We start from the raw sequence: 16783 nt of genomic DNA, 5'->3' as shown, positions 1-16783 counted from the left end.
AACCGTTTGCATCAAAAGAAACGGAAATTAATGCGCAACGTGATAAGTAGACGATATCAGGGTAGAAGACGGCCTGACATCGTCTCAGGCGATTGATTATAAATCACCCCTCACTGATTATTAGAATTGATAGACTAACCCTGTGAACACGGTATCGTCAGTTTTGATGGTAAAGGGGGTATTTTGGGCGTTAATCAGGTTACGCAAATAAGCGATGTTGGCCGCCAGATTTTTGTTGAACGTGTAGTTGAATCCAAAACTGGCGTACCTGGTGACATAGCCGCTTGTACCCTGAGACGCGCCGGTATCATCGTTAGCTTTGGCTGAGACGTAGGCCAGTGAAGGCGTTAGCCCGAAGTCAAAATGATACTGTGCGACGGCCTCGACTACCTTGGTTTTATCAGCAAATGCCGTGTTGGCGACGCCCACCGGGGTCAGGTTATGAAACATGCCATAGGTGACTGCCAGATAAATGCTATTGGCATCGTATTTTAACCCGGTTGCCCATGCCTCAGCCTTATTACCTTCACCCGAGGCAATCTGCGCTGTCGTGCGGTTGGCTGCTTCATAAGAGGCGATAACACCAATCCCTACAGGCGTATTATAGGCAGTGGAAACGCCGACCCCGTCGCCAACCTGACGAGCGGGGGCGCTGGAGTCACTATGTTTAGCCTGATATTGCAAACCAAAATCCCAGCCTTCAACTAGGCCAAAGAAATTTCTATTACGGTAAGTCGCCACGCCGGAAGTGCGGCCGGTAATATTATCGGTGTACCCTTGGTCCCCACCAAATTCCGGCAGCACATCGGTATAGGATAATCCGTCGTAAGCTATGCCTTTATTTCTTCCATAATCAATGCTGCCAAGCTCACCAAATTTCAGGCCGCTATAAGCATAGCGAGTTTTTCCATTAATAGCGTTGGTATCTTCTGCTTTACTGGCATCAAAGTGATATTCAAAATTACCATAGCCGGTAATGTCTTGGGTGATTTTTGTTTCACCTTTGACGCCCAGTCGAGCATAGGTCTGATCACCATCACCTTTAAAACTGTTTGTTTCATTACCAAAATAATAACCTGCTCGAGCCTTTCCATATAGGTCAATTTTATTTCCATCTTTATTATAGACTTCGGCTGCTTTAGCCATATTGCTAATCAGCAGCAATGACGTTATGCTCAGTGCTATCGTATGCTTTATCATTAGTATTACCCTCATTGCATCATCTAATTACAGATTGATTACGGACACCTCTGCCAATTGGTTCATTGACTTTATGAGCTGTATGGTGAGTGGTGTCTTATTATTTGCATGTGAAGTGTTTCATTCATGCGGGAGACGATCTATATTCCAGATGATACAAATGAGGTGTTGGTGAAATACTATGTTTTTATCGGTGTTTAAATATTATCATTATATTTTTGTGTTGTTATTTTTTCATAATTAATATGGTTATGTTTTGATTTTATTTCTGTTTTTTAATCGGCAATTAAGGGTTTAAATAAAATTTAATGAATATTAAAAAATAGAAATATCAGAGCGGATATCAATAGCATAAAGTGATGTTTTGTGAGCTGCAATAATGTGGGGGATTAGGCACCGTCCCACAGTTATGCGTGATAATTACTGGAGGTCAATTCGCTTTGAGGCAGCCACATGATTTTGTGGCCCAAACAAGCGGTGAGTATGCTGGGCTAGCGCTTCTGTACCCCCCTAAAACGCTGCTCACATACCACTATGTGCATCGACTACCGTTTTGATAGCGGCACTTTGTGCCTGCAACACGAATAATTGCGGGACCCCGCTGGTAGTTGATAATTAAAAAAGCCGGGAGAGGGCTCCCGGCTTTACAACAACAATATGACTTTAGAAAGTCATGCTGTCATTAGAACTGGTAGGTCAGGCCGGTGAAGACGCTGTTGTCAGTTTTCACGCCAGGCAGAGTGTTGTTATCTTTGTCAATCAGGTTGATTGCGTATTCAACAGATGCAGCCATATTTTTGTTGAAAGAATAGGTTGCGCCAACGCTGATGTATTTAACCAGATCACCACTACGTTGGTTTGTTGTATCGTCATAGCCTTTAGCTGACACATATGCCAAAGAAGGCTTCAGACCGAAGTCAAAGTTGTACTGAGCAACCGCTTCAAATACTTTTGTTTTATCGTAAACAAAGTAAGTCGCAGCTGATCCTGAACCGGTTTTAGAGTAGCTCAGGTTGTGGTATTCAGCATAAGATGCTGCAAGGTAGACATTGTTTGCATCATATTTCAGGCCGGTAGCCCAAACTTCAGCTTTTTTGCCTTGACCAAATGAAGATGAAGTCATCTGGCTATTGGTACGATCGGCTGCGGCATAAGAAGCGACTACGCCTACGCCAATCGGAGATGTGTAGGAGGAAGAGATACCCCAGCCATCACCAGTCTGTTTGGACAAATCGCTAGAATCTTCATGTTTGGCTTGGTATTGCACACCGAAGTCCCAACCCTGAACCAAACCGAAGAAGTTTTTGTTGCGATAAGTAGCCAGACCAGAGCTACGGCCAGTAATGTTGTCAGTGTAGCTGCTATCACCGCCCCATTCCGGCAGAACGTCAGTATAAGAGATACCGTCGTAAGCAATACCGCGGTTACGGCCATAGTCAAAAGAACCAAAGTCAGCGAATTTCAGACCGGCATACGCATAACGAGTTTTGCTCTTGCTTGCGTTGGTGTCTTCGGCGTTTGATGCGTTGAATTCATATTCAAAACGACCATAACCGGTCAGGTCACTATTGATTTTGGTTTCGCCGGTGAAACCCAGACGTGCATAGGTTTTATCACCATGAGGAAATAAGCTGTCGTTCTGATCACCGAAAATGTAGCCTGCGTGAAGTTTGCCGTTAAGATTCAGCTTGTTGCCGTCTTTGTTGTACACTTCAGCCGCATTTGCCGCGCCAGCAGCCAACAGAGCCGGGATTACCACTGCCAGAATATTACGTTTCATCATTATAAATACCCTCATTGAGTCATATCATCTCGGTCACAAGCAAAAATTTACCTTCAATGGAACTTTTACGTTGTGCCGATGTCTTTATACCCGTTGGCAGTGTTCCATCCACCCTCTGGTTTATCTACCCCACAAATGCTACCAATTTCCACTTTTTGAAACAAAATGAAATATTAAATTTCAAAATGTAAATGGTTGGCGCTTTTATCGATCGGTGTCAAAAAAATGAAATTTATTGGAAGGGTTTATGAATTCAGATTTTGTTTATCGGAGAGAAATGATGTCGATTGGTTTTCTAACTCATTATTCTTTTTAATAAAATTACAATAAAGATGACATGTACTTGTCATATGCATGAAAGAAAATGAATGTAGTATCTGGTTTGCTTATTGTTTTGGCATGGATTTGCCAAAAAAACGCCGACTGATGACTTATACAACGCAGTCGGCGTTTAATGTATTAGATAACTAAAATACTAGCTATCAATAATTGATTAGAACTGATAGATAGCGCCAACAGCTACAGTGTTGCCAGTAGCAACGCCGTGTGGGTTGTTGTCGTTATCGATCAGGTTGATATCGTATTCAACCAGAGTAGAGAAGTTCTTGTTGAACGCATAGGTAGCACCTACGCTGACATATTTCTTCAGGTAGCCGCTAGCTTTCACTGCAGAGGTATCATCATCTGCTTTAGCAGTTACATAACCCAGAGACGGGGTCAGACCGAAATCAAAGGTATACTGTGCAACGGCTTCAAATACTTTGGTTTTGTCATAGGCAAACAAAGCAGTTGAATTTTTGTAAGACAGGTTGTGATATTCACCATATGTAGCTGCAACGTACACATTGTTTGCATCGTATTTCAGGCCAGTTGCCCAAGCTTCGGCTTTTTCACCACGACCATCGGTGATCTGAGAATCAGTACGATCAGCAGCGGTATAGGAACCGATTACACCTACGCCAAACGGAGCAGTATAAGAAGAGGAGATTGCCCAACCGTCACCAGTCTGTTTTCTCAGCTGATTAGAGTCATTATGCTTAGCCTGGTAACCCAGAGCGAAGTCCCAGCCATCGACCAGACCGAAGAAGTTTTTGTTACGGTAGGTAGCAACACCAGCATTACGACCAGTGATATTGTCGGTGTAAACGGAATCACCACCTTGCTCTGGCAGTACGTCGGTATAAGACAGACCATCGTAGCCGACTGCGCGGTTACGGCCGTAATCCAGCGAGCCGAAATCACCAAATTTCAGGCCAGCGTAAGCATAACGGGTTTTACCAGCAGTGGCGTTAGTATCTTCTGCAGAGCTTGCGTTAAACTCGTATTCGAAACGACCATAGCCGGTCAGGTCGCTGTTGATTTTAGTTTCACCTTTGAAACCCAGACGTGCATAAGTCTGATCACCGTCGCCAAACAGACTCTTAGACTCATCACCAAAGTAGTGAGCTGCTTCGATTTTACCAGTCAGATCCAGCTTGTTACCATCTTTGTTGTACACTTCAGCCGCGTTAGCTGCACCGGCAGCCAGCAGAGCAGGAATTACCACTGCAAGAACATTGCGCTTCATCATTATTAATTACCCTCATTGGTGTTATTCAGACTTCTGGATCACAATTAAAACCCTTAACGGAACTTTATTGCGAACACAGTTGTCTTCCTGTGTCTTCACGCAGTTTTCCATTCACGCCCTCGTTTATCTACCGTTTAAATGATACTAATTTCGTAAAAACGTAATAATTGGAAAAAATATTTTACAAAATGTAAAAATAAGGGAACTTTATGACACATTCATTAAGCAAAAAAAGAAGGGCACCCATAAGGTGCCCTTCTTATTACAGATATCTGTTTTTCTTATGTTATTTTTTGCTTAGAAGGTGGCGCTGCGCGGTGTCCGCGGGAACGGAATGACATCGCGCACATTTTGTACACCGGTTACATAAGCAATCAAACGTTCAAAACCGAGACCGAAACCAGAATGGGGGATGGTGCCGTAACGACGCAGATCGCGATACCACCAGTAGTCTTCTTTACTGAGTCCCATTTCTTCCAGACGGCGATCCAACTGCTCCAGACGCTCTTCACGCTGAGAACCACCAATAATTTCGCCGATGCCCGGCGCCAGCACGTCCATCGCCGCCACGGTTTTGCCGTCGCTGTTCATGCGCATATAGAATGCTTTGATGTCTTTCGGGTAGTTTTTGACGACGACGGGCGCCTGGAAGTGTTTCTCTGCCAGGTAGCGTTCGTGCTCGGAAGACAGGTCGATGCCCCAGGAAACCGGGTTTTCAAATGTCTGCCCGCAGTTTTCCAGGATAGTGATGGCATCGGTGTAATCCACCTGGGCGAAGTCGGAGCTAACAAAACGCTCCAGCCGGCTGACGGCGTCTTTATCTACGCGTTCAGCAAAGAATTTCATGTCATCGGCACGTTCTTCCAGTACGGCCTTGAACACGAACTTCAGCAGGTTTTCCGCCAGTGCGGCGACGTCGTCCAACGTCGCAAACGCCACTTCCGGCTCGATCATCCAGAACTCCGCCAGATGGCGGCTGGTGTTGGAGTTTTCAGCACGGAAGGTCGGCCCGAAGGTGTAAATCTTAGACAGGGCGCAGGCATAGGTTTCGCCGTTAAGCTGGCCGGATACGGTCAGGAACGCTTCTTTACCGAAGAAATCTTCGCTGAAATCCACTTTGCCCTGATCGTTGCGCGGCAGGTTTTCCAGATCCAGTGTGGATACCCGGAACATTTCGCCGGCGCCTTCGGTATCGGAGGCGGTAATGATCGGGGTGGACACCCAGTAGAAGCCGCTCTGATGGAAGAAACGGTGGATAGCCTGCGCCAGCGTGTGACGCACACGGGCGACGGCGCCGACCAGGTTGGTGCGTGGGCGCAAGTGCGCAACTTCACGCAGGTATTCGATGCTGTGGCGTTTGGCCGCCATCGGATAGGTATCGGGATCTTCCACCCAGCCGACTACCTTGATGTCGGTCGCCTGCAGCTCAAAACTCTGGCCTTCGCCGGGGGATTCCACCACCTTGCCGGTGACTTCCACCGAACAACCGGTAGTCAAACGCAGAACATCGCTCTGGTAATTGGCAAGATTATTATTGACGACGGCCTGTAGCGAATCAAAGCAGGAACCGTCATAGACGGCAATAAAGGAAATACCGGCTTTAGAGTCTCTCCGGGTACGTACCCAGCCGCGCACGGTGACGTCACTGTCAACGGCGACACGGCCTTGCAGTACGTCGACTACAGGCACTACGCTCATAACATTCTCTCTATTGGTGAAATTTAATGGGTAACTGTCACTGCCCAGCAACGGGCGTTTCGTTATGTTACTTGTCGTTAGGCAGGACACAAGCAGAAATCACCGGAACGCGCCAAGTTTTACGCGATTCCGGTGCTGCCGGCTTAAAGAGTAGTCAGTAGTGCGGGAGGCGCGACGTTCAGGAGGCTTTTTTCACTCGCGGCAGATCAAACGCCTTGCGCAGCGCGCTGACGAACGCCTGATCCTGGCAAATGGTTTTCCCCGGGCTGTCTGACAGCTTGGCCACCGGTTTGCCGTTGCACTCCACCAGTTTGATGACGATATTCAACGGTTTGACGCCGGGGATATCGCAGGTCAGGCGGGTGCCGATACCGAAGACCACGTTGATGCGTTGCCCGAAGTGACGGTAAAGGTGCAGCGCTTTTTCCAGATTGAGGTTATCGGAAAACACCAGCGTTTTGCTCATCGGGTCGATATCCAGCGCGTGATAATGGGCGATGGCTTTTTCACCCCATTCGATCGGGTCGCCGGAATCATGCCGTAATCCCTGATAGCGCCGGGCGAATTGCCGGTCGAAATCGCGCAGGAAAGCGTCCATGGTGATGCAGTCGGTCAGCGCGATACCGAGCTGTTCCGGATATTCCTGCAGCCAGGCATCCAGCGCGGCACGTTGACTGTTGGCTAGCGTCGGGCTGATCTGCTGATGGGCCTGGAACCATTCGTGCGCCTGGGTGCCGACCGGCGTCAGTTGCAGACGTCGCGCCAGATCGTAGTTGCTGGTGCCGATCAGGTAAGGGAACTCCGCCTTGAGAGTCCGCACGATCTGGTGCTGAACTTCACGAGAGAAACGACGGCGGGTCCCGAAATCCATCAGTCTGAAACGGCTGAGGTCGGTATCGGCGCTGTGCTGGCGAAAGCGCGTCAGCGTGTCGTGCAACTGGCTGAGCGCGGCTGCGACATGATCGCCGGGCGAGCGGGCGCGGTGCACCACTTCACTGATGACCGCCAGCAGCGGCACTTCCCACAGAATCACTTCGCGCCACGGCCCGGTGATACGAATATCCAGCTTGCCCTGATGATTGCTGACGCGGATTTGCGCCGGATTGAAGCGGAAGGTTTTCAGCCAGTCGAGATAGTCGGTTTTGAAAAACGGCAGGGAGGCGAGGTAGGCGTACTCATCGTCATGCAGCGACAGTTGGCTCATGGCCTCTACCTGTGCCCGGATCTCATCGGCATAGCTCCCTAACAACTCATCGCCGCGGCAGCGAAATTCGGCGGCCACATGCACATCATGGTAGTGATGGTAGACCGCTTGCTGCATATGCAGCTTATAGGCGTCGGTATCCAGCAATGAGGTCAGTATCGGGGCAGTGTGTAAAGTCATAATGCGTTACCGCATCCTCGTTTAATACAATTTACAAGCTAATGCAAATGACTGTCATGGTCATCGACAGCGAAAGCCAACTGTCTGTTCAATGGGGCTTATCACATCATATTGGGCGGATGAAGGCGAGATTCAATCGTGCGATTGTGACAAAAAAGTATCTGTTTTTACCGCCTATTTAACATGAGTGGTTGAATTATAATGTTTTTTATACTAAACAAAATTACCTGGGAAATCGGCTTGCCGTCACGACAGCACATGAAAAGCAGGAAAGTTTGCATTCCGACAGGCACTCCCCTTTAATAGACGTAACAGCCTGTTGAATAACGGAACTGCGTACAAAGTAGCCGGAATCAGGCGCGTGAGCAGGCGATAATGCGGTTTCCCGCTTACCGGCGGATAAATGCCGGCGCAGGGAGGCTGTTTACCCTTGTTTACTGTGTGAATACATACTGTGTGAATACATAAAAGACGGCGAGTATTGCCTGGCTGCGCGGGTTCTTCGTAGCCGGTAGCATTCGGTGTGTTAACCGCGTTTTTTTGCTCCTCATATCTATATAAAGAAGAGCGAATGCGCAGCCAGTGCATCCCGCGCCGTCATCATTACTGCTGTCATTAAGGTAATCAGTCATGAGTCAACAACCACAAGTCAAATACCGGCACGATTACCGCGCGCCGGACTATACCATTACCGACATCGCGCTGGATTTTGACCTGCACCCGGAACAGACCCGGGTGGTAGCCGTCAGTCAGGTAGTGCTGCAAGGAGAGCAGGGCGCAGCGCTGAAACTGGATGGTGAAGGACTGAAATTACTGAGCGTGCAGGTCGATGGTCAGAACTGGCAGGCGCACCGTGTGCTGGAAGGCGGCCTGGAACTGACCGGATTGCCGGAGAAATTCACGCTGCGGATTGAAACGGAAATCAGCCCGGCGACCAACAGCGCGCTGGAAGGGTTGTATCAGTCAGGCGAAGCGCTGTGCACCCAATGCGAAGCGGAAGGATTCCGCCACATCACCTATTATCTGGACCGCCCGGACGTATTGGCGCGTTTCACCACCCGTATTACCGCCGATAAGGCGCGCTATCCGTACCTGCTCTCCAATGGTAACCGTGTGGCGCAGGGTGAACTGGGCGAAGGCCGCCACTGGGTGGAATGGCAAGATCCGTTCCCGAAACCCTGCTACCTGTTTGCGCTGGTGGCCGGCGATTTTGATGTGCTGCGCGACAGTTTCATCACCCGTTCCGGTCGTGAAGTGGCGCTGGAGCTGTTCGTGGATCGCGGCAATCTCGACCGCGCCGACTGGGCGATGACCTCGCTGAAGAACGCCATGAAGTGGGATGAAACCCGCTTTGGCCTGGAATACGACCTCGACATTTATATGATCGTGGCGGTGGATTTCTTCAATATGGGGGCGATGGAGAACAAGGGGCTGAACATTTTCAACTCCAAGTTTGTGCTGGCTAAGGCTGAAACCGCCACCGACAAGGATTACCTCGGTATCGAAGCGGTGATCGCCCATGAATATTTCCACAACTGGACCGGTAACCGCGTGACCTGCCGCGACTGGTTCCAACTGAGCCTGAAAGAAGGGTTGACGGTGTTCCGCGACCAGGAATTCAGCTCCGACGTTGGCTCCCGCCCGGCCAATCGTATCGACAACGTGCGCGTTATGCGCAGCGCACAGTTCGCCGAAGACGCCAGCCCGATGTCCCACCCGATTCGTCCGGATCAGGTTATCGAGATGAATAACTTCTACACCCTGACGGTTTATGAAAAAGGGTCGGAAGTGATTCGTATGATGCACACGCTGCTGGGTGAAGAGAAATTCCAGGCGGGGATGCGGCTGTATTTTGATCGTCATGACGGCAGCGCCGCCACCTGTGATGACTTTGTGCAGGCGATGGAGGACGCTTCCAGCGTCGATCTGTCCCAGTTCCGCCGCTGGTACAGCCAGTCCGGCACGCCGGTGGTGACGGTACGCGACGATTACGACGCCGCCACCCGCCAGTACCGCCTGCACGTCAGCCAGACGACGCCGGTCGGCGCCGATAAGCAACCCAAACTGCCGCTGCATATCCCGCTGGATGTGGAATTGTACGATACCGAAGGGCAGGTGATCCCACTGCGTCAGAAAGGGCAGAAGCTGGGTTCGGTGCTGAACGTGACCGAAGCGGAACAGACGTTTGTGTTTGACGATGTTCCCTGCCAGCCGGTGCCGTCGCTGCTGCGCGAATTCTCCGCGCCGGTAAAACTGAACTACTCCTGGAGCGATGAGCAACTGACGTTCCTGATGCGTCACGCCAGCAATGCGTTTTCCCGCTGGGACGCGGCTCAGAGCCTGCTGGCCAACTACATTCGCCTGAACGTGGCGCGTTATCAGCAGAAACAGCCGCTGTCGCTGCCGATGCACGTGGTGGATGCCTTCCGCGGCGTGCTGCTGGATGACCAACTGGATCCGATGTTGGCGTCTCAGATCCTGTCGCTGCCTGGCGAAAATGAAATGGCCGAACTGTTTGACGTCATCGCTCCGGACGCCATCGCCGCGGTGCGTCAGTCGTTGATGCAAACGCTGGCGCAGGAAATGGCGGATGAACTGCTGGCGGTCTATCGCGCCAACAAACTGGCGTCCTACCGCGTCGATCAGCAGGACATGGGCAAACGCGCGCTGCGCAATGTGTGCCTGAGCTATCTGGCGTTTGCCGATCGCTCACAGGCGGACGCGCTGGCGGCGGCGCAGTTTAGCGCTGCCGACAACATGACCGATTCGCTGGCGGCGATGGCGGCGGCTGTCGCCGCGCAACTGCCGTGCCGGGATACGCTGTTGGCGGCCTTTGACGAACGCTGGCATCAGGATGGTCTGGTGATGGACAAATGGTTCGCCCTGCAGGCCAGCAGCCCGGCCAGCGACGTGTTGAACCGGGTGCGTGAATTGCTGAATCACCGTTCCTTCAGCCTGAACAACCCCAATCGCCTGCGTTCGCTGGTCGGTTCGTTCTGTGCGGGCAACCCGTCGGCGTTCCACGCGGTAGACGGCAGCGGCTATCTGTTCCTGACCGAGATGCTCAGCGATTTGAACACCCGCAACCCGCAGGTGGCTTCCCGCCTGATTGAACCGCTGATTCGCCTCAAACGTTACGACAGCAACCGTCAGGCGTTGATGCGTCAGGCGCTGGAAACGTTGAAAGGGCTGGAAAACCTGTCAGGCGATCTGTTCGAGAAGATCACCAAGGCGTTAGGGGCGTAAACACAACCCAAATAATATCAGTATCTTATTGATATTATTTAAATAATAAAAACCACCGCTGTCGACAGTCGGTGGTTTTTTTATACCCGAAACGGCGAGACGATATCAGGCGTGCGCCTGCGATCGGTGCGGCGCATCGCGGGACACAGTAGGCGTCAAAATCCGCTCCAGCACCTGCGCTTCCAGTTCCGCCAGTCTGGCGGAGCCGCGGCGACGCGGACGCGGCAGGTCGATCGCCACATCCAGCCCGATCTGGCCTTGTTCGATCAGGATCACCCGGTCGGCAAGCGCGACGGCTTCGCTGACGTCGTGGGTCACCAGCAGTACGGTAAATCCCTGTTGCAGCCAGAGGGATTCGATCAGCCCCTGCATCTCAATACGCGTCAGCGCGTCCAGCGCGCCAAGCGGTTCATCCAGCAATAACAGACCGGGGCGATGGATCAGCGCGCGCGCCAGCGCCACCCGTTGTTTTTGCCCGCCGGACAGCGCGGCTGGCCAGTCGGCGGCGCGTGATGACAGCCCGACCGCTTCCAGCGCCTGGTGCGCGGCCGTGCGCCATTCGCCGCGCAGTCCCAGCCCGACGTTGTCGAGCACCCGCTTCCAGGGCAACAACCGTGCTTCCTGAAACATCAGTCGGATATCGTCGCGCGCTTGATGTAACGGGGCGCGGCCGGCCAGCAACTCCCCGCCGCTGGCGTGCTCCAGACCAGCCAGCAGGCGCAGCAGGGTGCTCTTACCGCAGCCGCTGCGGCCGACCACGGCGACGAACTGGCCGGCCGGAATGTGCAGGTGTACGTCATTCAGAATAGTGCGCTGACCATAGCGCTTGGTGACGCCGTTGATCAGCAACGGGGTACCGGCGTTAAGGCGGGCCGGCGCAGCGGGATTGAGCGCAGTGGCGTTGAGAGCGGTAGTATTGAGAGTCATGCGTGTTCCTCCGTTAATTGCCAACTGGGGTGCCAACGCAGCCAGATGCGTTCCAGCGTCAGGGCGATGACGTCAGCCAGTTTGCCCAGCAGGGCGTACAGAATGATCGCTACCACCACCACGTCGGTTTGCAGAAATTCGCGGGCGTTCATCGCCAGATAGCCGATGCCGGAGCTGGCGGAGATGGTTTCCGCCACGATCAGCGTCAGCCACATCAAGCCGAGCGAGAAACGCACGCCGACCATGATTGAGGGCAGCGCGCCGGGCAGCAGCACCTCGCGGAACAGCCGGAAACCGGACAGGCCGTAACTGCGCGACATTTCCAGCAGGCCGCTATCGATATTGCGGATGCCGTGATAGGTGTTGAGGTAGACAGGGAACAGGGTGCCGAGCGCCACCAGAAAGATCTTGGCGCTCTCTTCAATGCCGAACCACAGGATCACCAGCGGGATCAACGCCAGATGCGGCACGTTGCGCAGCATCTGCACCGAGGTGTCCAGCAGGCGCTCGCCGGTGCGGGACAGCCCGGTAATAAAGCCCAGCGCCAGCCCCAGCGCGCCGCCGATGGCAAACCCGGTCAGCGCGCGCCACGTACTGATGCTGAGGTGCTGCCACAGTTCACCGCTACGGGTCAGCCGCCAGAAGGTTACGGCAATCGCTTGTGGCGAAGGCAGGATCCGGGTGGAGAGCCAGCCGACGCTGGACGCGAGTTGCCAGACCGCCACCAGCAGCAGCGGCAGCAGCCAGGGCGTCAGGCGTTCGCTAATGAGCGTCAGTGTCTTGCGCATGCGGCCGCCCTCAGCTCTGCGCCGCTTTCAGCAGCGGGACAAACTCGTTGCCGACGATTTCGCCTTGCGAACGCAGAGGCTGCGGTTGCGGCACTTCCGGTACCGCCACATCCAGATGGGGAAACAGCAGTTCGCCCACTTTGTAGGCTTCCTCCAGATGCGGATAGCCGGACAGAACAAACGTATCGATGCCCAGATCGGCGTATTCCTGAATGCGTTGCGCCACGGTTTGCGGGTCGCCCACCAGCGCGGTACCGGCACCGCCGCGCACCAGACCGATGCCGGCCCACAGGTTGGGGCTGATCTCCAGCTTGTCGCGGCGACCGCCGTGCAGCGCCACCATGCGTTGCTGGCCCACCGAGTCAAAACGTTTCAGCGATGCTTGCGCCTGGGCGATGGTGTCGTCGTCCAGCCGGGAGATCAGGCGGTTGGCGGCCTGCCAGGCCTCTTCATTGGTTTCGCGCACAATGACGTGCAGGCGGATGCCGAAACGTACGCTGCGCCCTTGTGCGGCGGCTTTGGCCCGTACTCGATCCAGCTTTTCTTTCACCTGCGCCGGCGGCTCGCCCCAGGTAAGGTAGAGTTCTACCTGTTCGGCGGCCAAATCCAGCGCCGCGTCGGACGAACCGCCGAAGTAGAGCGGCGGGCGCGGCTGTTGTACCGGCGGGTAGTGCAGTTTGGCGCCTTTCACCTGAATATGCTTGCCGTCGTAATCGACGGTTTCGCCTTCCAGTACCCGTCGCCAGATACGGGTAAATTCGGCGGAAGCTTCATAGCGTGCTTCATGATCGAGGAACAGCCCTTCGGCGGCCAGTTCGTCCGGGTCGCCGCCGGTAACCAGATTAAACAGCGCTCGGCCGTTGGACAGCCGATCCAGCGTGGCGGCCTGGCGGGCGGCCAACGTTGGCGAGATGATGCCCGGGCGCAGCGCCACCAGAAAACGCAAACGCTGGGTGACCGGGATCAGCGACGATGCCACCAGCCAGGAGTCTTCGCAGGAACGGCCGGTAGGGATCAGCACGCCGCCGAACCCCAGCCGGTCCGCCGCTTGCGCGATCTGTTGCAGGTAACCGTAATCAACCGGGCGAGCGTTTTCGCCTTTGCCAAAGTAGTGTCCGTCGCCGTGAGTGGGCAGGAACCAGAAAATATTCAGACTCATTGTCATCGTCTCCATGAAATCAGGCAGGATTAGTGTGCTGCCGGGGCGCGCCAGATGCGGCTGGCGACATCCAGCCTGGTGGGAATCAGGCGGTTTTCGTAAAACAGGTCGGCGGTGTGCTGCTGCGCTTGCAGCGTGCGTTCATCCACCGGTTTGATCACCGTCACCGGACGATGGTCGAAATAGGTGCTGATAACCGCTTCCGGCAACCCCATGGCGTTGGCCAGCAACGTAACGCTTTGCGAACGCTGGCTGATGGTCAGGGCGTCGGCCTGGGTCAGCGTGGTCAATAATTGCTGCAGGAAAGTGCCGTGTTGTTCGGCGTAACGGCGGGACGCCAGATAAAACGAGCCGGTCAGATTCAGGTCGGTACCGTCGGCCAGTACCCGCACGCCGCCTTGCAGCAGCGCGGCGGAGTAGTAGGGATCCCAGATGGTCCAGGCATCGACGTTACCCTGCTGGAACGCGGCGCGGGCGTCGGCCGGCGTCAGGTAGGCCGGCTGAATATCGGCGAATGTCAACCCTGCTTTCTGCAGATTGCGCAGCAGTAGGTTGTGGGAGCTGGATCCTTTCTGGAACGCCACCTTGCGGCCTTTCAAGTCGGCGACGGTTTTGATCGGGCTATCGCTCTTGACCAGAATCACTTCGGCTTTAGGTTTGGGCGGTTCGACACCGATGTAGACCAGATCGGCGCCGGCGGCCTGTGCGAAGAGCGGCGGGATATCGCCGGTGCTGCCGACATCGATGCTGCCGATGTTCAGCGCTTCCAGCATTTGCGGCCCGGCTGGAAATTCAATCCAACTGATCCTGGTGTGCGGAAACTGCTTTTCCAGCAACTGGTGGGTTTTGGCCAGCACCAGACTGACCGAGCCTTTCTGAAAACCGATACGCAACTGTTCTGGGTCGCTGGCCGCGTGGGCGAGGGCGGACACGCCGAGCGCGCCGGAGAACAGCAGTGTCAGGGCGGCTTGTTTAATCCGGGATAACATAAGCATTCTTTCCTTATATAAAGCAGCCGGTCAGGCGCTCTGACGCAAGGGCTCGGGCTGACGGCGAATCAACGCCTGAAAGAAGATATTCAGGGCCTCTTGCAGACGGGCTTCCAGCGCATCGCTGAAGATCGGGGTACGGTCGTAGTGGCTGATCTGGCTGTCATCTGCGAACACGCCCTGCAGGATTTCCTGTGCTTTCAGGGCGTTCAGCACCGGTTTAAGGCTGTAATCCACTGCCAGCATGTGAGCGACGGAGCCGGCGGTGGACAACGGCAGCACCACTTTGTGTTCCAGCGCACGCTCCGGCAACACGTCCAGCAGCGCTTTCAGGCCGCCGGAAAACGACGCTTTGTAAATCGGGGTGGCGACCAGCAGGCCGTCGGCGCCGGCGAGTTGTTCATTCAGGGTTTGCAGCGCCGGGCTGTCGAAACGGGCATTGAGCAGGTCTTCCGGCGGAAAGTTGTGCAGGTGCCACGGCAATACTTCGGCGCCTTTGGCTTCCAGCCATTTTCCGGCGTGATGCAATAAAGCGGTTGAACGGGAAGGGTAACGTGGGCTGCCTGCCAGTGTGATAACGCGCATGGTGACTCCTTATATACCCGTCATACTTCAAGTTGCCGATGCGTTGGCTTTATTACTCGGCCCATCCCTGGGCCTCTCCCTTGCGGGGTCGCAGCACGCTGCGTTCAACGCTTTTCCTGCAATTCGAATTATTTAGGTATAACCAATAATTATCAATTATTACGATTTAATAACAGTTTGTTCAGTCTGGCAGACGCGGCGGAGGTTCGGAAAATGATTTATTGTGGAATGGAAAGCGAAAAAACGAATAAAAAATCCACAATGTGCGGCGTATAAAGGAAAACGATTGCGTCGTCGCGGCGTTTTTTGGCCCAGGTCAATTCCCTTTCGCCTGACGATGGACGATAATACGCCCCCGGTTTGTAACCGGGAATCCAGGAGAAGTCATGTATCCCCTCATTCGTAAAGCGTTATTCCAGCTCGACCCTGAACAGGCGCACGAGTTTACCCTGCATCAGCTGCGCCGCATTACCCACACTCCGTTTGAATGGTTGGTTCGCCAGTCGGTTCCCACCAAGCCGGTGACCTGCATGGGGCTGTCGTTCCGCAATCCGCTGGGGCTGGCCGCCGGGCTGGATAAGGACGGCGAGTGTATCGATGCGCTCGGCGCCATGGGGTTCGGCTTTATTGAAGTAGGCACCGTTACGCCGCGCCCGCAGCCGGGCAATGACAAGCCGCGTTTGTTCCGGGTGGTGGAAGCCGAAGGGCTGATCAACCGCATGGGCTTCAACAATCGCGGGGTGGATAATCTGGTGGAGAATGTCAAACAGTCGCGTTTTGGCGGCGTGCTTGGCATCAATATCGGCAAGAATAAAGACACGCCGGTGGAACAGGGAAAAGACGATTACCTGATTTGTATGGATAAGGTCTATTCCCATGCCGGTTATATTGCCATCAATATTTCCTCTCCCAATACGCCGGGATTACGCACGCTGCAATATGGCGACGCGCTGGATGATTTGTTACAGGCTGTAAAAAATAAACAGGCTGAACTGCACGCCCATTATCAGAAATATGTGCCGGTCGCGGTAAAAATTGCGCCGGATCTTTCCGAAGAAGAATTGATCCAAATTGCCGACAGTCTGGTGCGCCATAATATCGACGGCGTGATCGCCACCAATACGACGTTGGATCGTCAGTTGATCCAGGGGCTGAATCATTGCGGGCAAACCGGTGGATTAAGCGGGCGTCCTTTGCAGTCGCGCAGCACCGAAGTGATTCGTCGTCTGTCGCAGGAATTGCAAGGGCGGTTGCCGATTATTGGCGTAGGCGGAATTGATTCGGTGGTCGCCGCCAGAGAAAAATTAGCAGCCGGGGCGGCGCTGGTTCAGATTTATAGCGGATTTATTTATCGCGGACCGCGCCTGATTAAAGATATTGTTACCCATATCTGATTTTTTCATTCCCGTTATACTGTCGATAATTGGGGTTTCATTTCTGCCCCGCGCTGGTCT

Annotated in this window: 12 protein-coding genes; 2 read left to right on the top strand and 10 right to left on the bottom strand. The window is 53.8% G+C overall.

All coding sequences use genetic code 11. From position 1 onward, the window contains the following. Positions 1-120 precede the first annotated feature (120 nt). The 5 genes from DXX3274_RS13365 to pncB all read right to left on the bottom strand — a co-directional run bounded on the left by DXX3274_RS13365 (position 121) and on the right by pncB (position 7635). Positions 121-1200 (bottom strand): porin, encoded by a 1080-nt coding sequence (locus DXX3274_RS13365; RefSeq protein ID WP_042860175.1) that lies wholly within the window; start codon positions 1198-1200, stop codon positions 121-123. Positions 1201-1882: 682 nt separating this feature from the next. Continuing rightward, positions 1883-2983 carry a porin gene (locus DXX3274_RS13360; RefSeq protein ID WP_042860174.1) on the bottom strand — a complete coding sequence of 367 codons (1101 nt, stop codon included), beginning with the start codon at positions 2981-2983 and terminating at the stop codon, positions 1883-1885. A 493-nt stretch (positions 2984-3476) separates the two neighbouring features. After that, entirely contained in the window at positions 3477-4553 is a 1077-nt protein-coding gene (locus DXX3274_RS13355) for a porin (RefSeq protein ID WP_042860173.1), read from the bottom strand. Between the two features lie 297 nt (positions 4554-4850). Beyond that, complete coding sequence (gene asnS / locus DXX3274_RS13350; protein ID WP_042860172.1) at positions 4851-6251, bottom strand: asparagine--tRNA ligase; 1401 nt, start codon at positions 6249-6251, stop codon at positions 4851-4853. A 178-nt stretch (positions 6252-6429) separates the two neighbouring features. Further along, the gene (pncB, locus tag DXX3274_RS13345) at positions 6430-7635 is read right to left on the bottom strand and encodes a nicotinate phosphoribosyltransferase (RefSeq protein WP_042860170.1); all 1206 of its coding nucleotides are present in this window, start codon (positions 7633-7635) and stop codon (positions 6430-6432) included. 630 nt (positions 7636-8265) lie between these two features. Here pncB and pepN point away from each other — a divergent pair. Beyond that, positions 8266-10881, top strand: a complete 2616-nt coding sequence (gene pepN / locus DXX3274_RS13340; protein WP_042860169.1) for an aminopeptidase N — start codon at positions 8266-8268, stop codon at positions 10879-10881. 105 nt (positions 10882-10986) lie between these two features. On the opposite strand, the gene ssuB is transcribed toward pepN, so the two are convergent. From ssuB to ssuE, 5 genes are read right to left on the bottom strand one after another with little or no spacing between them, the layout of a single operon-like run. After that, positions 10987-11808 carry an aliphatic sulfonates ABC transporter ATP-binding protein gene (gene ssuB / locus DXX3274_RS13335; protein ID WP_050569878.1) on the bottom strand — a complete coding sequence of 274 codons (822 nt, stop codon included), beginning with the start codon at positions 11806-11808 and terminating at the stop codon, positions 10987-10989. Then, a complete protein-coding gene (gene ssuC, locus DXX3274_RS13330; protein ID WP_042860167.1) occupies positions 11805-12596 on the bottom strand; it encodes an aliphatic sulfonate ABC transporter permease SsuC in 792 nt (263 codons plus the stop codon). The genes ssuB and ssuC overlap by 4 nt, the downstream gene beginning before the upstream one ends. A 10-nt stretch (positions 12597-12606) precedes the next feature. Then, positions 12607-13755 (bottom strand): FMNH2-dependent alkanesulfonate monooxygenase, encoded by a 1149-nt coding sequence (ssuD, locus tag DXX3274_RS13325; protein WP_042860166.1) that lies wholly within the window; start codon positions 13753-13755, stop codon positions 12607-12609. Between the two features lie 29 nt (positions 13756-13784). Continuing rightward, entirely contained in the window at positions 13785-14744 is a 960-nt protein-coding gene (locus tag DXX3274_RS13320; protein ID WP_042860165.1) for a sulfonate ABC transporter substrate-binding protein, read from the bottom strand. 30 nt (positions 14745-14774) lie between these two features. Further along, positions 14775-15329 carry an NADPH-dependent FMN reductase gene (gene ssuE / locus DXX3274_RS13315; protein WP_042860164.1) on the bottom strand — a complete coding sequence of 185 codons (555 nt, stop codon included), beginning with the start codon at positions 15327-15329 and terminating at the stop codon, positions 14775-14777. Between the two features lie 386 nt (positions 15330-15715). Between ssuE and pyrD the strand changes: the two genes are divergently transcribed. After that, positions 15716-16723 carry a quinone-dependent dihydroorotate dehydrogenase gene (pyrD, locus tag DXX3274_RS13310; RefSeq protein WP_042860162.1) on the top strand — a complete coding sequence of 336 codons (1008 nt, stop codon included), beginning with the start codon at positions 15716-15718 and terminating at the stop codon, positions 16721-16723. The last annotated feature ends 60 nt before the right edge of the window (positions 16724-16783 follow it).

The organism is Dickeya sp. NCPPB 3274 (assembly GCF_000406205.1).
GTDB classification, from domain to species: Bacteria; Pseudomonadota; Gammaproteobacteria; order Enterobacterales; family Enterobacteriaceae; genus Dickeya; species Dickeya fangzhongdai.
Note: the sequence above shows the minus strand (reverse complement) of the source record. Positions and strands in the feature narration are given on the sequence as shown.